Annotated in this window: 16 protein-coding genes; 12 read left to right on the forward strand and 4 right to left on the reverse strand. The window is 71.1% G+C overall.

All coding sequences use genetic code 11. The annotated features are described in order from the left end of the window. Positions 1-6: 6 nt before the first annotated feature. From BLQ61_RS11115 to sorU, 7 genes are all read left to right on the forward strand, one after another. Positions 7-1,275, forward strand: a complete 1,269-nt coding sequence (locus BLQ61_RS11115) for a M20 family metallopeptidase (protein WP_091570075.1) — start codon at positions 7-9, stop codon at positions 1,273-1,275. A 258-nt stretch (positions 1,276-1,533) separates the two neighbouring features. After that, on the forward strand, positions 1,534-3,021 hold the full coding sequence (locus tag BLQ61_RS11120) for a nucleobase:cation symporter-2 family protein (protein ID WP_091570079.1): 1,488 nt from the start codon (positions 1,534-1,536) through the stop codon (positions 3,019-3,021). 187 nt (positions 3,022-3,208) lie between these two features. Beyond that, complete coding sequence (locus tag BLQ61_RS11125) at positions 3,209-5,518, forward strand: NADP-dependent malic enzyme (RefSeq protein ID WP_091570081.1); 2,310 nt, start codon at positions 3,209-3,211, stop codon at positions 5,516-5,518. A 283-nt stretch (positions 5,519-5,801) separates the two neighbouring features. Continuing rightward, positions 5,802-6,377 (forward strand): RNA polymerase sigma factor, encoded by a 576-nt coding sequence (locus BLQ61_RS11130; protein ID WP_091570084.1) that lies wholly within the window; start codon positions 5,802-5,804, stop codon positions 6,375-6,377. Next, positions 6,377-6,958: a hypothetical protein gene (locus BLQ61_RS11135; protein ID WP_091570086.1), complete on the forward strand. Its 582-nt coding sequence runs from the start codon at positions 6,377-6,379 to the stop codon at positions 6,956-6,958. The genes BLQ61_RS11130 and BLQ61_RS11135 overlap by 1 nt, the downstream gene beginning before the upstream one ends. A gap of 49 nt (positions 6,959-7,007) precedes the next feature. After that, positions 7,008-8,243: a SorT family sulfite dehydrogenase catalytic subunit gene (gene sorT, locus BLQ61_RS11140; protein WP_091570088.1), complete on the forward strand. Its 1,236-nt coding sequence runs from the start codon at positions 7,008-7,010 to the stop codon at positions 8,241-8,243. A 101-nt stretch (positions 8,244-8,344) separates the two neighbouring features. Further along, a complete protein-coding gene (gene sorU, locus BLQ61_RS11145; protein ID WP_091570091.1) occupies positions 8,345-8,683 on the forward strand; it encodes a SorU family sulfite dehydrogenase c-type cytochrome subunit in 339 nt (112 codons plus the stop codon). 113 nt (positions 8,684-8,796) lie between these two features. Here sorU and yccS read toward each other — a convergent pair whose 3' ends face one another. After that, complete coding sequence (gene yccS / locus BLQ61_RS11150) at positions 8,797-11,001, reverse strand: YccS family putative transporter (protein ID WP_091570093.1); 2,205 nt, start codon at positions 10,999-11,001, stop codon at positions 8,797-8,799. Positions 11,002-11,021: 20 nt separating this feature from the next. Next, positions 11,022-13,904: a phosphoenolpyruvate carboxylase gene (gene ppc / locus BLQ61_RS11155; protein WP_091570095.1), complete on the reverse strand. Its 2,883-nt coding sequence runs from the start codon at positions 13,902-13,904 to the stop codon at positions 11,022-11,024. Positions 13,905-14,048: 144 nt separating this feature from the next. On the opposite strand from ppc, the gene hemC reads away from it, so the two are divergent. Genes hemC through BLQ61_RS11175 form a run of 4 tightly spaced genes read left to right on the forward strand, consistent with a single transcriptional unit; the run spans position 14,049 to position 18,168 of the window. Further along, complete coding sequence (gene hemC / locus BLQ61_RS11160) at positions 14,049-14,987, forward strand: hydroxymethylbilane synthase (RefSeq protein ID WP_091570098.1); 939 nt, start codon at positions 14,049-14,051, stop codon at positions 14,985-14,987. Beyond that, positions 14,984-15,820 carry a uroporphyrinogen-III synthase gene (locus tag BLQ61_RS11165; RefSeq protein WP_091570101.1) on the forward strand — a complete coding sequence of 279 codons (837 nt, stop codon included), beginning with the start codon at positions 14,984-14,986 and terminating at the stop codon, positions 15,818-15,820. The genes hemC and BLQ61_RS11165 overlap by 4 nt, the downstream gene beginning before the upstream one ends. Beyond that, complete coding sequence (locus BLQ61_RS11170; RefSeq protein ID WP_091570103.1) at positions 15,810-16,877, forward strand: uroporphyrinogen-III C-methyltransferase; 1,068 nt, start codon at positions 15,810-15,812, stop codon at positions 16,875-16,877. Before BLQ61_RS11165 ends, BLQ61_RS11170 begins: the two co-directional genes overlap by 11 nt. A 4-nt stretch (positions 16,878-16,881) precedes the next feature. Then, positions 16,882-18,168: a heme biosynthesis protein HemY gene (locus tag BLQ61_RS11175; RefSeq protein WP_091570106.1), complete on the forward strand. Its 1,287-nt coding sequence runs from the start codon at positions 16,882-16,884 to the stop codon at positions 18,166-18,168. A 97-nt stretch (positions 18,169-18,265) separates the two neighbouring features. On the opposite strand, the gene BLQ61_RS11180 is transcribed toward BLQ61_RS11175, so the two are convergent. Beyond that, a complete protein-coding gene (locus BLQ61_RS11180; protein WP_091570107.1) occupies positions 18,266-18,508 on the reverse strand; it encodes a TIGR04438 family Trp-rich protein in 243 nt (80 codons plus the stop codon). Positions 18,509-18,617: 109 nt separating this feature from the next. Between BLQ61_RS11180 and BLQ61_RS11185 the strand changes: the two genes are divergently transcribed. Further along, on the forward strand, positions 18,618-18,926 hold the full coding sequence (locus tag BLQ61_RS11185; RefSeq protein WP_091570111.1) for a c-type cytochrome: 309 nt from the start codon (positions 18,618-18,620) through the stop codon (positions 18,924-18,926). A 105-nt stretch (positions 18,927-19,031) separates the two neighbouring features. On the opposite strand, the gene BLQ61_RS11190 is transcribed toward BLQ61_RS11185, so the two are convergent. Continuing rightward, positions 19,032-19,517 (reverse strand): Signal transduction histidine kinase, encoded by a 486-nt coding sequence (locus tag BLQ61_RS11190; RefSeq protein WP_091570114.1) that lies wholly within the window; start codon positions 19,515-19,517, stop codon positions 19,032-19,034. Between the last annotated feature and the right edge of the window lie 160 nt (positions 19,518-19,677).

The following is a 19,677-nucleotide window of genomic DNA, read 5'->3' on the forward strand; positions in this document are numbered from 1 at the left end:
TTACCGATGAATCCCGACCGCCAAGCCACCTACGCCGCCCTGGACGCCTGGATCGACCAGCACTTCGACGAACAGGTGCAGTTCCTGCAGGAACTGGTGCGCGTGCCCACCGACACCCCGCCCGGCAACAACGCGCCGCACGCCGAGCGCACCGCCGAGCTGATCGCCCCCTTCGGCTTCGAGGCAGAGCGCCATGCCGTGCCCGAGGCCGAAGTGCGCGACTACGGCATGCAGTCCATCACCAACCTGATCGTGCGCCGCCCCTACGGCGACGGCGGCCGCACCGTCGCGCTGAACGCGCACGGCGATGTGGTGCCCCCGGGCGAAGGCTGGACGCACGACCCCTACGGCGCCGAGATCGTGGACGGGGCCATGTACGGCCGCGCCACCGCCGTGAGCAAGAGCGACTTCTCCACCTTCACCTTCGCCGTGCGCGCGCTGGAGGAGGTGGCCAAGCCGGCCAAGGGCGCGGTCGAGCTGCACTTCACCTATGACGAGGAGTTCGGCGGCCTGCTGGGCCCCGGCTGGCTGCTGGCGCAGGGTCTGACCAAGCCGGACCTGATGATCGCCGCCGGCTTCAGCTACGAGGTGGTGACCGCGCACAACGGCTGCCTGCAGATGGAGATCACCGTGCACGGCAAGATGGCGCACGCTGCGGTGCCCGAGACCGGCGTGGACGCGCTGCAGGCCGCCACGGCCATCATGAACGGCCTGTACGCCGAGAACGTGAAGTACAAGGCCGTGCGCTCCCAGGTGCCGGGCATCAACCACCCGTACGTGAACATCGGCCGCATCGAGGGCGGCACCAACACCAATGTGCTGCCCGGCAAGGTGGTGCTGAAGATCGACCGCCGCATGATCCCCGAGGAGAACCCGGCCGAGGTGGAAGCCAGCATCCGCGGCGTGATCGACCAGGCGGTGCAGAGCTTCAACACCGAGCGCGGCTACACCGGCGAGGACGCCGTGCGCGTGGAGATCAAGCGCCTGCTGCTGGCCAACGCCATGACGCCGCTGGCCGGCAACGCCCCGCTGGTGGACGCCATCCAGCGCCACGGCGAGCAGCTGTTCGGCGCCAAGCCCCCGGCCGTGGGCACGCCGCTGTACACCGACGTGCGCCTGTACGTCGAGCGCGGCATTCCCGGCGTGATCTACGGCGCCGGCCCGCGCACGGTGCTGGAAAGCCATGCCAAGCGCTCAGACGAGCGCGTGCAGCTGGAAGACCTGCGCCGCGCCACCAAGGTGGTGGCGCGCAGCCTGGTGGATCTGCTCGCCTGACACGGCGCCAGCAGCCCCGCACATGACCCGACCCGGCCAAGGCCGGGTTTTTTCATGGCTTCCTGACAACCCTTTGAGCCTGGACAAAACCTACATGACTCAGGGTTTTCACCGCCGGGTTTCCCCCTTCTGCGTCATACGCCGTTTTGTATACACTTTTTGTATGGATCGGTGTGCGCAATCTGGCGCCGATCCGGTATAGAGGCCTGCCCCAGGGCAGTGCCGCAACAGCATATCGAGGAACCAAGGAAGACCCTCATGGCAACGTCCGTCCATCCTGTCGACGAAAAACTCCCGTGGGGCCGCGCCACCACGCTGGGCCTGCAGCACGTGCTGGTGATGTATGCCGGCGCAGTCGCCGTGCCGCTCATCGTCGGGCGCGCGCTGAACCTGCCGCCCGACCAGGTGGCGCACCTGATTTCCGCCGACCTGTTTGTCTGCGGCCTGGTCACGCTGATCCAGGCCTGGGGCATGACGCAGTGGTTCGGCATCAAGCTGCCGGTGATGATGGGCGTGACGTTTGCCGCCGTGGCGCCCATGGTGTCGATGGCACAGGCCAATGGCGGGCAGGTGGGCGCGGGGCTGATCTTCGGCTCGGTCATCGGCGCCGGCATTGTCTCGATCCTGATCGCACCGGCGATGAGCCGCATGCTGCGCTTCTTCCCGCCGGTGGTCACCGGCACCATCATCGCGGTCATCGGCATCAGCCTGATGCGCGTGGGCATCAACTGGATCTTCGGCAACCCCGTCGGCCCCACGGCCCCTTCCGTGCCCAACCCCGAGCACCTGAAGTGGCTGGCCGAGGCGCAGGCCGCCGCCGGCGCGCCCGGCTCGTCGCTGCCGCCGGTGCCCAAGGGCTTCGCCGTGGTGCCCACGGTGCCCAACCCCAAGTACGCCGACCTGACCGGCGTGGGCATCTCGGGCATCGTGCTGGTGACTATCCTGCTGATCGCGCGCTTCGGCCGCGGCTTCTGGGCCAACATCTCGGTGCTGCTGGGCATCATCGTCGGCGGCGTGATCACCGCCGCCATGGGCCTGATGAACTTCAGCAAGGTCGGCAAGGCCAACTGGTTCGACGTCATCCTGCCGTTCCAGATCGCCACGCCGGTGTTCGACCCGATCCTGATCCTGACCATGACGCTGGTGATGATCGTGGTGATGATCGAGTCCACCGGCATGTTCCTGGCCCTGGGCGACATGACCGGCAAGGAGATCACCCCCGCAGACTTGAAGCGCGGCCTGCGCACCGACGGCCTGGGCACGCTGATCGGCGGCATCTTCAACACCTTCCCCTACACCAGCTTCTCGCAGAACGTGGGCCTGGTGGCGGTGACCGGCGTGAAGAGCCGCTGGGTCTGCATCGCGGGCGGCTTCATCCTGATCATCCTGGGCGTGCTGCCCAAGATGGCCGCGCTGATCGAGTCCCTGCCCACCGTGGTGCTGGGCGGCGCCGGCCTGGTGATGTTCGGCATGGTGGCTGCCACCGGCATCCGCATCCTGTCAACCGTGGATTTCCAGCGCAACCGCAACAACGCCATGATCGTCGCCGTGTCCATCGGCGTGGGCATGATTCCGCTGGTCGCGCCGAACTTCCGCCAGTGGATGCCGCACGGCATCCACCCGCTGATCGAATCCGGTATCCTGCTGTCTTCGCTCGCGGCGGTGGCCCTGAACGTGTTCTTCAACGGCGCCAGCCACGACACCTCGGCGGCTGTGCTGGCCGCCAAGCAGGCCGATGCCCACTGACGGCACCGTGACGCCGCGTTCCCCCACAAGGGGGCGCTGAAAATCCCGCCCCGCCGGCCTGACAGCCGTCGGGGCTTTTTTGGTCTTGCGGTGCGGCGCTTAGTCACCGCCCGCACGAGATGTGTTTTGATTGTTTCAGACCGGCACATCGCCGGTTTTTCCTTCGAGCTGTCGCTCCTTTTCTGCCATGACCAAGACTCTGTCCGCCGCCGAATCCGCCCTGCGCGAAGCTGCCCGCGAATACCACCGCAACAACACGCGCGGCAAGATTTCCGTCACCCCCACCAAGCCCCTGTCCAACCAGCGCGACCTGTCGCTGGCCTACTCACCGGGCGTGGCCTATCCCTGCCTGGACATCCAGGCCGATCCGTCCAAGGCCTTCGACTACACCTCGCGCGGCAACTTGGTGGGCGTGATCACCAACGGCACGGCCGTGCTGGGCCTGGGCGACATCGGGCCGCTGGCCGGCAAGCCGGTGATGGAAGGCAAGGGCTGCCTGTTCAAGAAGTTCGCGGGCGTGGACGTGTTCGACATCGAGCTGGACGCGCGCGACCCGGACAAAATCATCGAGATCGTCGCCGCGCTGGAGCCGACCCTGGGCGGCATCAACCTGGAGGACATCAAGGCGCCCGAGTGCTTCTACATCGAGCGGGAGCTGTCCAAGCGCATGAACATCCCGGTGTTCCACGACGACCAGCACGGCACGGCCATCATCAGCAGCGCCGCGCTGCTCAACGGCCTGGAACTGGTGGGCAAGGACATCGGCGCGGTAAAGGTCGCCGTCTCCGGCGCTGGCGCCGCGGCCATTGCCTGCGTGGACGTGATGGTCGGCCTGGGCGTGAAGCGCGAGCACGTCTTCATGGTCGATTCCAAGGGCGTGATCTACGAGGGCCGCGGCAGCATGGACGCGTCCAAAGCGCGCTATGCCCAGAAGACCGACGCCCGCATCCTGGCCGACGTGGTCAACGGCGCCGACGTGTTCCTGGGCTGCTCGGCCCCCGGCGTGCTCACGGCCGAGATGGTCAAGACCATGGCCGACAAGCCCATCATCTTGGCGCTGGCCAACCCCGAGCCCGAGATCCGCCCGGAGTTGGCCAAGGCCATCCGCCCGGACTGCATCATGGCGACCGGCCGCTCGGACTACCCGAACCAGGTCAACAACGTCCTGTGCTTCCCCTACATCTTCCGCGGCGCGCTGGACTGCGGCGCGACCAAGATCACCGAGGAGATGAAGCTGGCCTGCGTGCGCCAGATCGCCGCGCTGGCCAAGGAGAACGTCAGCGAGGAAGTCGCCGCCGCCTACGCCGGCACCGAGCTGACCTTCGGCCCCGACTACCTGATCCCGACGCCGTTCGACTCGCGCCTGATCCTGAAGATCGCCCCGGCCGTGGCCCAGGCCGCCGCCGACTCCGGCGTGGCCACGCGCCCGATCGAAGACATGGAAGCCTACCGCGAGCAGCTTGCGCGCTACGTCTACCAGACCGGCATGCTGATGCGCCCGGTGATCACCGCCGTCAAGACGCTGCCCGATGACCAAAAGCGAGTGGCCTATGCCGACGGCGAGGACGAGCGCGTGCTGCGCGCCGCGCAGGTGGCCATCGACGACCACATCGCCCGCCCGATCCTGATCGGCCGCCCGGCGGTGATCGAGGCGCGCATCGCCAAGGCCGGCCTGCGCATGCAGCCCGGCGTGGACGTGGAGATCTGCGACCCCTCCGACGACCCGCGCTTCCGCCAGTACTGGGAGACCTACCACCAGCTGATGCGCAGAAACGGCGCCACGCCCGAGGTGGCGAAAGCTGCCGTGCGCCGCTCCAACACCATCATCGGCTCGCTGATGGTCAGGCTGGGCGACGCCGATGCGCTGATCTGCGGCCTGGCGGGCACCTACGAGACGCACCTGGAGCGTATCGACAGCATCATCGGCCGCGCCGAGGACGCGCGCCAGTACGCGGCGCTGAATGCCGTCATGACCTCGACCAGCGGCACGCTGTTCATCGCCGACACGTACGTCAACGAAGACCCCAGCGCCGAGGAACTGGCCGACATCGCCTGGGCCTCGGTGCAGGAGGTGCAGCGCTTCGGCATCCCGCCGAAGGTGGCCTTCCTGTCGCACTCCAGCTTCGGCTCCTCGCGCAGCGCCTCGGCGCGCAAGATGCGCGCCGCGCGCGACCTGTTCGTGCAGCGCCACCCGGACATCGAGTGCGACGGCGAGCTGCACGGCGACGCCGCACTGGAGCCGCGCGTGCGCGAGCGCTACCTGGGTGATTCGACGCTGACCGGCTCGGCCAACGTGCTGATCTGCCCGAACCTGGATTCGGCCAACATCCTCTACAACGTGCTGAAGACCACCAGCAGCGGCGGCGTCACCGTCGGCCCGATCCTGATGGGCACGGCCGCCACCGCGTACATCCTGACGCCGGCCTCGACCATGCGCCGCGTGCTGAACATGACGGCCCTGGCCGTGGCCAGTACCGCCGCGCGGCGCAAGGAATAAGCCACCGTACCCAGCTTGGCCTGGCCAGGCCAGGCCAGGCCAGGCACCTGAGCCGATCACGGCCCCTGCATGTCCGCATGCAGGGGCCGTTGTCTTTTGTGCGCCCGGGCAGGTCACGCTGGCCACGCCTCGTCTCCTGTCGGCACGGCGTCTTCACGTCTGCGCCAGCACGGGGTAACGCCGTGTCTTCCGTCCAGCACTTTTCACAAACTTTCCGCTGAATACGTGTTTTCCCTCACATGGGACATGGAATGAGCGGCGCGCCACCCCGCTCTAGACCACCATGATCCCCACCGCAGAGTCGCGCTACAACCAATGGGTGCGCGAGCATTACCGCTTCCTGCTGCGCAGCGCCTGGGCCCTGACGGGCTCGCGTGCGCTGGCGGAAGACGTGGTGCAGGACTGCTTCACCAGCGCCTGGCGGCACCGCGACCAGCTGCGCGATGCCAGCCTGGCGCGCGCCTGGCTGTTCCAGATCATGCGGCGCCACGCGCTGCGGCATCTGGCGCCGCAGCAGGCGCTGGTCTACGACGATGCCCAGGCCGTGGGTGCACTCGAGGCCCAGACCTCGCCGCAAGCGCTGGACGACCAGCTCGACGTGGTCAAGGCACTGGCGCGCATCGCCCCCATCCACCGCGAAGTGCTGGTGCTGTACTACTTCGACGACATGCCCACCGCGCAGATGGCCGAGGCACTGGACATCGCACCCGGCACCGTGCTGTCGCGCCTGGCGCGGGCGCGCGATGCCCTGAAGGCGGCGCTGGCGCCGCCGCGCCCTGGCGCCGTGGACGCGGCCTCTGCCGATGCGCGCGCAGCCGAGCCGAGCGCCAGCGTCATCCCGTTGCGAAAGAGCCTGTGATGCATCCGTCGGAACTCCCCCCGGAAACCGCGCTGGACCTGCGCGCGCGCGCCGAGCTGGCGCTGGCCTTTCCCGCCGGCGACCCGCCGGCCAGCCTGTTCCGCCACACGCCGTGGCATGCGCAGCGCGGCGTGCGCCGGGTGCTGGCGGCGCTGCTGATCGGTGGCGGCGCGGCCTCGGCGGTGTTCGCCATGCGCCCGCCCGAGCTGGTGCGCGCAGCACTGGAACATGAATACCACGAGCGCACGCTGCGCGGCAGCTTCCTGCAGGAGGCCGAGATCGCGCGCCGCCTCGACCTGCCCGCCGGCCGCCCCCTGCCCGGCTACACGCAGCTGGTGCGGCCCTGCGACATCGACGGCACGCGCGCCTACCACCTCACCACCTTCTTCGAGCGCGGCGGGCTGGTCACCGTGATGGCCTTCGAACAGCCGCAGCAACTGGCCGATGGCCAGGGCTGGTGGGGCAACACCTACTGGAAGGTGGCGCGCTCGCAGCAAGGCCGCCCGCTGCTGTTCATCTCGCAGAAGAAGCAGGCGATTGCCGTGGCCAGCCAGGCGCTGGCGGCAGCGCCCGCGCACTGACCTTTACCCCCTGTTTGCTTCACCCACGACCCACCCTGAGGAGACACCCATGACCACCGCTACCCCAGCCACCAACCTGCCACGCCGCCGCCTGCTGGCCGGCAGCGCCAGCGCCCTGGCTGCCGCCGGACTGGCCGGCATGCATGGCGGCGCGCTGGCGCAGTCCGCCGCCGCACCGGCCGCCACGCCCGCAGGCAAGCCCCTGCCGGGCTATGCCAGCTGGAAGAACGCCGACGCCGTCACGGTGCACAGCGCCACCACCATCGAGACCAAGCGCAGCGCCTTCGGCACCAGCGTCATCACGCCCACCGACCAGCTGTACGTGCGCAACAACCTGCCCACGCCGCCCGAGTCCATCGTCGCCGACCGCGACGCCTGGAAGGTGCAGGTCGAGGGCGTGAAGCAGCCGCGCGCGCTCAGCGTGGCCGAACTGAAGACCCTGGGCCTGGACACCATCACCATGGTGCTGCAGTGCTCGGGCAACGGCCGGGGCTTCTTCCCGTCCAAGCCCAGCGGCACCGCCTGGACCGTGGGCGCCGCCGGCTGCGTGGTCTGGAGCGGCGTGCCGGTGCGTGACGTGGTCGCGGCGCTAGGCGGAGTGGCCGATGGCATGCCTTACATGACCGGCACCGGCGGCGAAGTGCTGCCCGAGGGCATCGACCCCAAGACCGTGGTCGTTGAGCGCTCGGTGCCCGTCGCCGCGATGCAGGACGCATTGCTGGCCTGGGAGATGAACGGCGAGCCGATCCCGCTGGCGCACGGCGGCCCGCTGCGCCTGATCGTGCCGGGCTTCACCGGCGTGAACAACATCAAGTACATCAAGCGCCTGGCCTTCACTCCGCAGGAGAGCGAGGCGCGCATCATGGCGCACGGCTACCGCATCTCGCCGCCTGGCGTGAAGGCCGACCCGAGCCAGCCCTCGGTGCAGGAGATGGACGTCAAGTCCTGGATCAACAGCCCGCTGCCCGAGGACGGCACGCAGGCCGCCGGCCTGGTGCAGATCAACGGCGTGGCCTTCGGCGGCATGCACGCAGTCAAGGGCGTCGAGGTGTCCACCGACGGCGGCAAGACCTGGCAGCCCGCGCGCCTGATCGGCCCGGACATGGGCAAATACGCCTGGCGCCAGTTCGTGCTGTCCACGCGCCTGCCCAAGGGCACGCACACCCTGGCCAGCCGCGCCACCAACACCAACGGTGCGACACAGCCCCAGGAACGCCTGGAAAACCGCAGTGGCTACAACAACAACAGCTGGGCCGACCATGCGGTGACGGTGACCGTCGCCTGACGCCGAACCTTCGCTGATTCCCCGTGCAAGTGCCCCCGCCCGCCGGGCGGGAGGCCCTTGCCTTGCCTTTTTTGCCTCACTTCTTATCTCTTCGCCCCGCCATGAAACACCAGAACCTGATCCGCGCCGCCTCCCTGACCGCCCTGCTGCTGGCCGGTGCCGGCGCCCATGCCGCCGATGAGGCCGCGCAGATGAAACTGGGCAAGCAGCTCTTCACCAGCGCCAAGCCGGTGGCCTGCGCCGTCTGCCATACCCTGAAGGACGCCGGCAGCGAGGGTGCCATCGGCCCGGTGTTCGACGAGCTGCAGCCCGACGCGGCGCGCGTCTCGCGCGCCATGCGTGACGGCATCGGCGCCATGCCGGCGTTCAAGAGCACCCTGAGCGATGTGGAGATCGCCGCCGTGGCGCTGTACGTGAGCCGCGCCAGCCGCATGAAGTAAGCGCGCGGCCGGAACGCTGCCGGCGCAGGCGCCGCGGCACGGTTTTGGGTAAAAATTCGCCTCAGCCCTTTCAAACAAAGGGCCTTTAGCTATATTTTCAATAGCGCATTAATTCAGCCACCGGCCGCCGCCGGGTCCGCTGCATGCACCAGCGCCGCCGCCGCGGCCCGCAGCGCCGGCAACTGGACACTGACCTGCGCCAGCTGCTGGCGCAGCACCGACGGCTCGGCCTCCGGGCCGGACGGAGCGCGCAGTGCCTCGGCCCAGGGCAGCGCGGCGTCAGCCACCAGCTCCTCCTCTATCACCGCCTGGACGCGCAGCGCCTGCGCCAGTGCCTCGATGCGGGCGGCGAGCGCCTCGCCCACCTGCACCGCCCGTGCATCGCCCTCCGCGCCGGCGGACTGCAGCTCGCGGTGCGCGCCCAGCGCCGACAGCTGTCCCAACAAGGTATGCACCTGCACCAGCAGGTCCAGGCCCGCACGCGCGTGGCGCCGCACCCAGGGCGGCTCACGCAGCATGTGACCCAGCATGGCCGACAGCGCCGCGTCGGCGTCGTGGGCGCGCCGCCGCGCCACGCGGTAGGCCAGGTCGTCGACGCGGCCGGTGGCGTACTGGCCCACGATCTGGCGCAGGTAGGCGGCGCAGGCGGCCAGCGCGTCCGCCGCCGACGCCCCCAGGCGCCGGCCCTGCCAGTCGGGCAGCACCAGCAGCTGCGCGGCAGCGGCGATCAGCGCCCCGGCCAGCGTGTCCAGCAGGCGCGGCACGATGAGCGCGGACGCCGCGCCGGTGCCGTGGTTGAACAGCATCAGCACCATCAGCGTGACGGCGGCGCTGGCCAGCAGGTAGCGCTGGGCGCGGGTGACGAAAAACACCACGCCGCCCGCCACCGCCAGCAGCGCCTGCAGCTGCGGCTGCGGAAACAGCCGCATCAGCACCCAGCCCAGCAGCAGCCCCGCCACCGTGCCGCCCATGCGCTGCGCCAGCCGCGCCAGCGTGGCCCCATAGGTCGGCTGGCAGACGATCAGCGTGGCCATCATGATCCAGTAGCCGTGCGCCGGGTCGGCCCACTGCATCAGGCCCCAGGCCGCCGCCAGCGCCAGCGACAGGCGCACCGCGTGGCGGAACAGCGGCGAGCGCACGCGCAGCTGGGCGCGCACCCGCGACCAGGCTTCGGCCAGCGACTGCGGCGCTGCGTCCCGCAGCGCCACATCGTCCTGGACCGGCGCGGCGCCCTCGCCGGTGGCCGCGGCCAGCTGCGCCCCCAGCCGGTCCAGGTTGCGCGCCACTGCGCGCAGCGTGGCCAATGGCCGGCGCCAGGCGGCCAGGTCCTGGCGCGCCAGCCAGGCCAGCGACGCATGCAGGTCGGCCAGCGCCTGGCCATGTGGCGCCTGCACGCGCGGCGGCCGGCCGCGCCGCAGCCCCTGCGCCAGCTGTTTGCAGGCGTCGGCCTGCAGCAGCAGCACGCGCTGGCAGCGGTACAGCACGTCGCTGTGGAACAGCTCCTCGGTCCACTGGCCATAGGGGTAGTGCGAGGCACTGGCGCGCTCGTGGATGTCCTGGGCGATGAAGTACCCCTGCAGCAGCCGCGCCAGCGCCGCCGGCGGCGGCTGCCCGGGCACTGTGCGCGCCAGCAGGCTTTCCTTGGCAGCGTTCAGCGCCGCGACCACGCGGGCGTTGGACCAGGCCAGCGCCAGGCGCCGCTGGCGCAGGTCCACGCCGCGCACCGGCTCGAACATCGCCGCCTTGCGCCGCAGGTGCGCCGCCAGCGCGGCATACACCCCGGCCAGCGCCCGGCGCACCGGCGGCAGCGGCGCGGCCGCGCTCCACAGCACCGACAGCAGGCCGTAGCCGGCGGCGCCGGCCAGCAGCAGCGCCGCCACCTGTCGCGCCGGCAGCCGGGCGGCGCCGCCGGTGCTTTCGGTCATGGCCGCGTACAGCGCCAGGATGATGGTGGCCGCGGCGATGGCGCGGTAGCGCCCGCCGATGGCGCCCAGCAGCGTGAACACGAAGCTGCACGCCAGCAGCGCTGCCAACAGTGCCGGCGGGCGCGCCGCCAGCTCCGTGACCGCCAGGCCCACGCTGCCGAAGCACGCCAGCGTCACCGCCAGCGCACGCAGACGCCCACGCCAGCTGTCGTCGGTCTCGGCAATCGCGCTGGCGAACACGCCCAGCAGCAGCGGCACCAGCGCCTCGGCGTGGCCGCCCCACAGGCCCAGCGCCAGCACGGCCGACAGCGCCAGCGCCAGCCGCGCGGCATAGGCCCAGGCAATGTCGGCGCCCAGGCGCTGCGCCCACGGCGGCGCGATAAAGCGGTCCATGCGTTGCGGCCCGGCGCGCGTCAGCCGGTATTGCGCAGGCCGGCGGCGATGCCGTTGATGCAGATGTGGATGCCGGTCTGCACGCGCTCGTCGCCCTGGCCGGCGCGCCAGCGCCGGATCAGCTCGACCTGCAGGTGGTGCAGCGGATCGATGTACGGGAAGCGGTGGCGGATGGAGCGCGCCAGCGCGGTGTTGCCGGCCAGGCGCTGGCGCGTGCCGGTGATGCGCGCCAGCGCATCGGCAGTGCGCTGCCACTCGGCCTCGATGGCGGCGAACACGCGCCGGCGCAGGCGCGCGTCGGGCACCAGTTCGCTGTAGCGCGAGGCCAGCGCCAAGTCGCTCTTGGCCAGCACCATGTCCATGTTGGACAGCAGGGTGTGGAAGAACGGCCATTGGCGGTACATCTTTTGCAGCAGCTGCAGGCGCGCCCGGGGGTCCTCGCCAGGGGCCTTGACGAACGCCTCCACCGCCGCGCCGAAGCCGTACCAGCCCGGCAGCGTCAGGCGGCACTGGCCCCAGCTGAAGCCCCAGGGAATGGCGCGCAGGTCCTCGATCTTCTGGCTGGCCTTGCGCGAGGCCGGGCGCGAGCCGATGTTCAGCTCGGCGATCTCGCGGATCGGCGTGGCGTTGAAGAAATATTGCGTGAAGCCGGGCATCTCGTACACCAGCGCCCGGTAGGCGGCCATGCTGGCGCGCGACAGCTGCTCGGCGGCTTCCAGGAAGGCCTCGGTGGCCGGCTTGGTCGGCTGCAGCAGCGTGGCCTCCAGCGTCGCCGCCACCAGGGTTTCCAGATTGCGCCGGCCGATCTCGGGGTTGGCGTACTTGGAGGCGATGACCTCGCCCTGCTCGGTCAGGCGGATCTGTCCGCGCACCGTGCCCGGCGGCTGCGCCAGGATGGCCTGGTAGCTGGGCCCGCCACCGCGCCCCACGGTGCCGCCGCGGCCGTGGAACATGCGCATGCGGATCTGCGCCACGCCGCGCGCGGCCTCGGCATTCAGCTCGTCGAAGAACTGCACCAGCGCGATCTCGGCGCGGTACAGCTCCCAGTTGCTGGTGAAGATGCCGCCGTCCTTGTTGCTGTCGCTGTAGCCCAGCATGATGTCCTGCAGCGCCCCGCCGCGCCGCACCAGCGCGGCGATGCCGGGCTGCGCATAGAACGCGCGCATGATGGGCGCGGCATTGCGCAGGTCCTCGATGGTCTCGAACAGCGGCGTGACGATCAGCTCGGCCTGCGCATCGGCGTCGCCCAAGGCGCCGTGCATCAGGCCGGCCTCCTTTTGCAGCAGCAGCACCTCCAGCAAGTCGCTGACGGTTTCGGTGTGGCTGATGATGTAGTGGCGGATGGCCTGGGCGCCGAAGCGCCGGCGCGCACTGGCGGCGGTCTCGAAGATCGCCAGCTCGCCCTGGGTGTGCTCGCTGTAGGCCGCGCCGACCACGCGCAGCGGCCGCGCGTCCTGCAGCAGCGCCAGCAGCAGCGCGCGGCGCCGCTCCTCGTCCAGGGCGGCGTAGTCGGCCTCGACGCGCGCGGTGGCCAGCAACTCGGCGACCACGCGCTCGTGCTGGTCCGAGCTCTGGCGCAGGTCCACGGTGGCCAGATGGAAGCCAAACACCTCCACGGCGCGCATCAGGGGCCGCAGCCGGCCTTCGGCCAGCACCGCGCCCTGGTGCGAGCGCAGCGAGGCGTCGATGACGCGCAGGTCGGCCAGGAACTCGTCGGCATCCCCATACGGGTTCTGCGGCGCGACGGCGTGGCGCGCGGCCTCGGTGCCGGTCAGGTTGCGCAGCGTGGCCGCCAGGCGCGCATAGATACCGGTTAGCGCGCGCCGGTAGGGCTCGTCCAGCCGGTGCTCGCTGGTATCGGGCGAGCGCTCGGCCAGCTGGCGCATCTCGGGCGAGACCTCCACCAGCCGCGCCGACAGCGACAGCTCGCCGCCCAGCAGGTGGACCTCGGTCAGGTGGTGGCGCAGCGCCACCTCGGCCTGGCGCGACAGGGCCAGCGACAGGGTGGCGGCGCTGACGTTGGGGTTGCCGTCGCGGTCGCCGCCGGTCCACTGGCCCATGCGCAGAAAGCTGGCCACCGGCTGCTGCCCGCCCAGCTCGCGTTCGATGTCGGCGTAGATCTTGGGGATCTCGGACAGGAAGGTGGTCTCGTAGTAGGACAGGGCGTTCTCGATCTCGTCGGCCACCGTCAGCTTGGCGTGGCGCAGCAGCCGTGTCTGCCACAGCTGCGCCACGCGCGCGCGCAGCTGCGCCTCGTTGGCCGCCAACTCGCGTGGGGTGAGCGTGTCGCGCGCGCTCTTGTACAGCTGCGCGCGGGTGGCGATGTCGTCGCGCTGCGCCAGCAGCTGGGCGATCTCGCGCTCGGCGTCCAGGATGCTCTTTCTCTGCACCTCGGTCGGGTGGGCGGTGAGCACCGGCGCCACGTAAGCGCGCGCCAGCGTCTCGGCCACCGTGCGCGGCGCGATGCCGGCCCAGCGCAGGCGCGCCAGCGCCACCTCGATGCTGCCCTCCTGCGTGCTGCCGGCGCGCTCGTGTACCGCGCGGCGGCGGATGTGGTGCCGGTCCTCGGCCAGGTTCGCCAGGTGGCTGAAGTAGGTGAAGGCGCGGATCACGCTCACCGTCTGGTCGGTGGTGAGCGACTTCAGCAGCTTCTTCAGCGCCCGGTCGGCCTCGTGGTCGGCGTCGCGCCGGAAGGCCACCGACAGCTTGCGCACCTGCTCGACCAGGTCATAGGCAGCCACGCCCTCCTGCTCGCGGATCACATCGCCCAGGATGCGCCCGAGCAGGCGGATGTCCTGGATCAGGGGCTGGTCCTTGTCCGCCCGGCGGGGCGCGGGGGCGGCCGGGGCCGGGGCGGTGCTGGCGTCGGCCTCGCGTGGGGCTGCGGCGTCGGGGGCGTTCATGCGGTTGGGTCTCCTGGCGCACCAGGCAGAACACGGAAGAAAGCAGCAAGACGGCCCGGCGCGGCTGTTGCAGCGCAGCATGCTAGCATCCCGCGCGGCCGGCGCCAGCCCTTCGGCGCCACGGGCCGCCATACGGTTTTGCTGATGTCCTCCTCCCCCGATTCCCCCTCCCTTTCCATCGTCATCGCCACCCGCGAAAGCCAGCTGGCGCTGTGGCAGGCCGAGCATGTGCAGCAGCTGCTGGTCGCGCGCGGCCACCGCGTCAGCCTGCTGGGCATGACCACGCGCGGCGACCAGATCCTGGACCGCACGCTGTCCAAGGTCGGCGGCAAGGGCCTGTTCGTCAAGGAGCTGGAAACCGCCCTGGAGGAAGGCCGCGCCGACATCGCCGTGCATTCGCTCAAGGACGTGCCGATGCAGCTGCCGGCCGGCTTCGCGCTGGCCTGCGTGATGGAGCGCGAGGACCCGCGCGATGCCTTCGTCTCGCCGCGCTTCGCGTCGCTGGACGAGGTGCCCCGCAGCGGCGTGGTCGGCACCTCCAGCTTGCGCCGGCAGGTGCTGCTGCAGGCGCTGCGCCCGGACCTGCGCATCGAGCCGCTGCGCGGCAACGTCAACACCCGGCTGCGCAAGCTCGACGAGGGCCAGTACGACGCCATCGTGCTGGCGGCCGCGGGCCTGAAGCGCCTGGGGCTGCACGAGCGCATCCGCAGCATCTTCGAGCCCGAACAGATGCTGCCCGCCGCCGGCCAGGGCGCCCTGGGCATCGAAATCCGCGCCGGTCGCGCCGACCTGACGGCGGCGCTGGCGCCGCTGGCGCACCAGCGCACCTGGCTCACGGTGACGGCCGAGCGCGCCGTCAGCCGTGCCATGGGTGGCAGCTGCTCGATGCCGCTGGCCGCGCACGGCCAGTGGCAGGACGACGGCACGCTGCGCCTGCGCGCCGCCTGGGGCGACGTCGAGCAACGCGTGCCGCTGGTGCGCGCCGAGGGCGCAGCGCCGGTGACGACCCTGGAGCAGGCCGACGCACTGGGGCTGGACGTCGCCGGGCGGCTGCGCGCGGCGGGCGCCGTCGGCGCGGCGTGAGCCGGGCAGCCGTGCCAGCGCCGCGCGCCATCGTCACCCGCCCGGCGCGCGAGGCCGCACGCTGGACCGCCGACCTGTGCGCCCACGGCATCGACGCGCAGGCGCTGCCGCTGATCGAGATCCGCACGCTGCGCGAGCCGGCGCTGCGCCAGGCGTTGGAGCAGGCGCGGCGCGACCTGACGCGCTACCGCGCGCTGATGTTTGTCAGCCCGAATGCGGTGGCGCATTTTTTCGCCGATTCCGAGTCAAATCCGGCCCTGGTCCATATGCAGCAATGGCCTGCAGCTATCAATACCAGAGCATGGGCACCCGGCCCCGGCACCGCGCAGGCGTTGCGCGCAGTGGGCGTGGCGGACGTGCTGATCGACGCCCCGCCGGCGGACAGCGCGCAGTTCGACTCCGAGGCGCTATGGCCGGTGGTGGCCGCGCAGCTGCGCCCGGGCGACCGGGTGCTGGTGGTGCGCGGCAGCCAGACGCCCGCCGTGCCCGGCGGCCAGGGCCGGCAGTGGCTGGGCGAGCAGCTGCAGGCCGCCGGCGTGCAGGCCGATTTCGTCGCCGCCTACGAGCGCGGCGCGCCCTGCCTGGACGCCGCGCAGCAGGCGCTGGCGCGCAGCGCCGCGGCCGATGGCGCGCTGTGGCTGCTGAGCAGCTCCGAAGCCGTGGCGCACCTGGGCGCCGCCCTGCCCGGCGCCGACTGGAGCCGCGCCCGCGCGCTGGCCACGCACGGCCGCATCGCGCAGTCCGCACGCGCGGCGGGTTTCGGCACGGTGCATGAGTGCCGCCCGGCGCTTGCCGACGTGGTGGCGTCGATAAAATCGCTGCATGTCCACTGAGCCAGCTTTCGAGCCAGCCAAGTCGCCCGCCGCCGCGCCCCGGCCGGGCCCTGATGCCGCGCTGCGCGCCGGGCTGTGGCTGTTGGGCATGCTGGCGTTGGCCGGGCTGGTCAGCTCGCTGCTGCTGTGGCAGCGCCTGTCGTCCATTCAGGAGCAGCTGGCGCGCCAGAGCGCCGACGCGGGCGCGCAGTCCATCGAGGCGCGCACCCTGGCGCGCGAGGCGCAGGAGCTGGCGCGCGACACCGCTGCGCGCCTGGCGCTGACCGAGACCCGCGTGGCCGAGGTGGCGCTGCAGCGCAGCCAGCTCGAAGAACTCATGCACAGCCTGTCGCGCACCCGCGACGAGAACCTGGTGGTGGACATCGAGGCCGGCCTGCGCCTGGCGCAGCAACAGTCCCAGCTCACCGGCAGCCTGCAGCCGCTGGTGGCCGCGCTCAAGAGCGCGCACCAGCGCATCGAGCGTGCCGCGCAGCCACGCCTGGCACCAGTACAGCGCGCCATTGCCCAGGACCTGGAAAGCCTGGAGCGCGCCAAGGTCACCGACACCGCTGGCCTGCTGGGCCGGCTGGACGACCTGGTGCGGCAGGTGGACGAGCTGCCGCTGCTGGCCGCCGTGGCGCGGCCGCACGACATGCGCGGCGCCGGCCAGCTGCCCGAGGCCGAAAACCCGCCGGCCGACGAGCCGGCCTGGCGCGCGCTGCTGCGCCGCGCCTGGGACGGCGCGCGCGACGAGGCGCGCGGCCTGGTGCGCGTGCGCCGCATCGACCATCCGGACGCGGTGCTGGTCGCGCCCGACCAGGCGTTCTTCCTGCGCGAGAACCTCAAGCTCAAGCTGCTGAACGCGCGTCTGGCGCTGCTGGCGCGGCGCACCGATTCGGCGCGCGCGGACCTGCAGGGCGCGAATGCGGCGCTGGCCAAGTATTTCGACCCGACCTCGCGCCGCACCCAGGGCGCCATCGCCGCGCTGTCGCAGCTGCAGGGGCACATCCAGTCGGCCGAGCTGCCGGCGCTGGACAACACGCTGGCCGCGCTGGCCACGGCGGCGGCGGGGCGCTGACGGCATGCGCGCCGCGTTGTGGCTGTTGGCCCTGTTTGGCGGTGCTGTCGCCGTCGCCCTGTTCGCCGGCAGCAACCAGGGCAGCATCACCATCTTCTGGCCGCCCTACCGGGTCGACCTGGCGCTGAACATGGTACTGGTGCTGCTGCTAGCTGCCTTCGTGCTGCTGTACGCCGCGCTGCGCGGCTTCGACACGCTGGCCGGACTGCCGCTGCGCGCGCGCCGTTGGCGCATGCTGCAAAAGGAGCGCGCCATGCACGGCGCGCTGCTGGACGGCTTGGCGCAGCTGCTGGCCGGGCGCTTCCTGCGCGCACGGCGCGCCGCCGAGGCCGCCATTGCCCGCGAGCGCAGCCTGGCCGAAGGCCCCGAGCGCGTGCCGCACGGCCGCCAGCTGCGCGTGCTGGCGCACCTGCTGGCGGCCGAGGCCGCGCATGCGCTGCAGGACGGCGGCCTGCGTGAATCGCACCTGCAGCGGGCGCTGGACAGTGCCGGCGCCGCAGCTGGCAGCGAGGCCGAACTGCGCGAAGGCGCACAGCTGCGCGCCGCGCGCTGGGCGCTGGACGAGCGCGACGCCGAGGCAGCGCTGGAGCGCCTGGCCAGCCTGCCCGTGGGCGCGTCGCGCCGCACCCTGGCGCTGCGCGCGCGCCTGAAGGCGGCGCGCCTGACGCGGCGCCACGGCGAGGCGCTGGACACCGCGCGGCTGCTGGCCAAGCACCACGCCTTCTCGCCCGCCGCGGCGGCCAGCATCGTGCGCGGTCTGGTCTTTGAACGCATCGACGATGCACGCGACAGCGCGCAGCTGGAGCAGCTGTGGGCGGAGCTGGAAAGCAGCGAGCGCGCCATGCCCGAAGTCGCCATGCACGCCGCGCAGCGCCTGGTGCAGCTGGGCGGCGAGCCGGTGCGCGTGCGCGCCTGGCTGCTGCCGGCCTGGGAGCGCCTAGCCAGCCCGGACACGCAGCCCCCGCTGCTGGAGAGCCAGGCACGCAAGCTGATCACGGTGCTGCAGGACAGCCTGGGCGGCCTGGACGCCGCCTGGCTGGCACGCATCGAGGCCGCCAGTCAGGCGCGGCCGCAGGACGCGCGGCTGCAATACCTGTCGGCCATGGCCTGCCTGCAGCGCGGGCTGTGGGGCAAGGCGCAGCAGCTGCTGGCGGCCTGCGCCACGCAGCTGCCGGACGCCGTGCTGCGCGCCAACGCCTGGCGTGCCCTGGCCACCCTGGCCGAGCAGCGGGGCGACGCGCCGGCCGCCGCCCAGGCGTGGAAGGCGGCGGCACAGGCCGGCGTGCGCTGAGGCCACGTGCTGGCGCCACGCCTTTTTTCTTGTGAAAACCCGCTCAGGCCCTTGTGAAAAAAGGGCTTTCAGCTACTGAAAGCATAGTTGCATCACCTCAACGCGGGCGCCGCGGGCGCACGCCCATGGCCTGCTTGTGCCGGTCGATGCGCTCTTGGCGGCGGCGCTCCATCTTCTCCATGGCGCGGCGCTTGCTCAAGCCCGACGCATCGGCCCAGCCCCACCACGCGGCGGTGACGGCGAACGGCGCCAGCACCCACCACCACGACCAGCCCGCGACCGGAGCCACCCCCAGGTACTTGAGCGTGATCAACAGAAGACCCAATAGCAGGCTGTACATGCCGCTTCCTCCCCGGTGACGCCGGCGCCGCAGGCCCCTGCGTCAACCGCGAACACTACAATCGCATTGAAAAGAACCAATGTACTGCAACCCCCACAGGAACCTCCGCATGAAACGCACCTTGTTCACCCTGGCCATGGTCCTTTCCGTGGCTGCCCCCGCCATGGCCGACGAGGCCCTGGCGAAGTCCAAGAACTGCATGGCCTGCCACTCGGTGGACAAGAAGCTGGTCGGCCCGGCCTACAAGGACGTGGCCGCCAAGTACGCCGGCCAGGCCGGCGCCGCCGACAAGTTGGCTGAGCACATCATGAAGGGCAGCTCCGGCGTCTGGGGCCCCGTGCCCATGCCGCCGAATGCCCAGGTCAACGCCGACGAGGCCAAGAAGCTGGCCAACTGGGTGCTGGCGCAGAAGAAATAAGCGCCCTGCCCCGCGCCATGGCCCTGCACTGCAGGTAGCCATGGCAGGCAAAAGCCGCAGCACCCTGTCGGGCCTGCGGCTTTTTTGTGCGCCCGGGCGCGGCGCTCAGGGATGCAGTCCGGGCTCGATGCGGGTGGCCGTGGGCGTGTCGGCGCGGCGCTGCTGCAGCTGGTCGCCGAGCTGCCCGACGTAGGCGGCGGTGACGTTCTCGGTCTCGCGCACGCGGGCGTTCATGCGCGCCTCCAGCGCGTCCATGCGCGCCAGCACCGCCCCATGCTGCAGCTCCAGGAAGTTGCGCAGCTCGGTGAAGCGCGAGGCCTCGGCCTTGTCGGCCAGGTCGCGCTGGGCGGTCATTTCCTTGTTGTGCCGGCGGGTTTCCATCAGCACCGTGCCCTGCAGGGTCAGCACGTAGGCGACGAAGAAGATGGCCAGCAGCGCCGTCAGCGCGAGCATGATCAGCCCCAGCGGCGCTTGCACGGTGGTCAGACCCAGCGAGACCACGGTGGGCGCCGACAGCGTGGGCCAGTTCAGCGCCGCCAGCGCGCCGATCGCCAACACCACCAGCAGCAGGATCAGGGTTCGCAGGTTCATGGATGCCATCCTCGGAAGTGGAACACGCCCGTTTGTAGCGGATGCAGCTACGCCAGGGCGTGCATCCAGGTCGGCTTGCGCCCTGCTCCTACAGCGCCTGCCCCCTGTGGAGCGGAAAAAAAGCCGCCCCGGCTTGACCGGGGCGGCTGCAAGAGCGTGT

It is taken from the genome of Oryzisolibacter propanilivorax, from assembly GCF_900103645.1.
Classification (GTDB): domain Bacteria; phylum Pseudomonadota; class Gammaproteobacteria; order Burkholderiales; family Burkholderiaceae_C; genus Melaminivora; species Melaminivora propanilivorax.

What these genes read in the sequence shown, in the direction of transcription:
- BLQ61_RS11115 (WP_091570075.1), top strand. Translation starts at nt 7, where the DNA reads ATGAATCCCGACCGCCAAGCCACCTACGCCGCCCTGGACGCCTGGATC.
- BLQ61_RS11120 (WP_091570079.1), top strand. Translation starts at nt 1,534, where the DNA reads ATGGCAACGTCCGTCCATCCTGTCGACGAAAAACTCCCGTGGGGCCGC.
- BLQ61_RS11125 (WP_091570081.1), top strand. Translation starts at nt 3,209, where the DNA reads ATGACCAAGACTCTGTCCGCCGCCGAATCCGCCCTGCGCGAAGCTGCC.
- BLQ61_RS11130 (WP_091570084.1), top strand. Translation starts at nt 5,802, where the DNA reads ATGATCCCCACCGCAGAGTCGCGCTACAACCAATGGGTGCGCGAGCAT.
- BLQ61_RS11135 (WP_091570086.1), top strand. Translation starts at nt 6,377, where the DNA reads ATGCATCCGTCGGAACTCCCCCCGGAAACCGCGCTGGACCTGCGCGCG.
- sorT (WP_091570088.1), top strand. Translation starts at nt 7,008, where the DNA reads ATGACCACCGCTACCCCAGCCACCAACCTGCCACGCCGCCGCCTGCTG.
- sorU (WP_091570091.1), top strand. Translation starts at nt 8,345, where the DNA reads ATGAAACACCAGAACCTGATCCGCGCCGCCTCCCTGACCGCCCTGCTG.
- yccS (WP_091570093.1), bottom strand. Translation starts at nt 11,001, where the DNA reads ATGGACCGCTTTATCGCGCCGCCGTGGGCGCAGCGCCTGGGCGCCGAC.
- ppc (WP_091570095.1), bottom strand. Translation starts at nt 13,904, where the DNA reads ATGAACGCCCCCGACGCCGCAGCCCCACGCGAGGCCGACGCCAGCACC.
- hemC (WP_091570098.1), top strand. Translation starts at nt 14,049, where the DNA reads ATGTCCTCCTCCCCCGATTCCCCCTCCCTTTCCATCGTCATCGCCACC.
- BLQ61_RS11170 (WP_091570103.1), top strand. Translation starts at nt 15,810, where the DNA reads ATGTCCACTGAGCCAGCTTTCGAGCCAGCCAAGTCGCCCGCCGCCGCG.
- BLQ61_RS11175 (WP_091570106.1), top strand. Translation starts at nt 16,882, where the DNA reads ATGCGCGCCGCGTTGTGGCTGTTGGCCCTGTTTGGCGGTGCTGTCGCC.
- BLQ61_RS11180 (WP_091570107.1), bottom strand. Translation starts at nt 18,508, where the DNA reads ATGTACAGCCTGCTATTGGGTCTTCTGTTGATCACGCTCAAGTACCTG.
- BLQ61_RS11185 (WP_091570111.1), top strand. Translation starts at nt 18,618, where the DNA reads ATGAAACGCACCTTGTTCACCCTGGCCATGGTCCTTTCCGTGGCTGCC.
- BLQ61_RS11190 (WP_091570114.1), bottom strand. Translation starts at nt 19,517, where the DNA reads ATGAACCTGCGAACCCTGATCCTGCTGCTGGTGGTGTTGGCGATCGGC.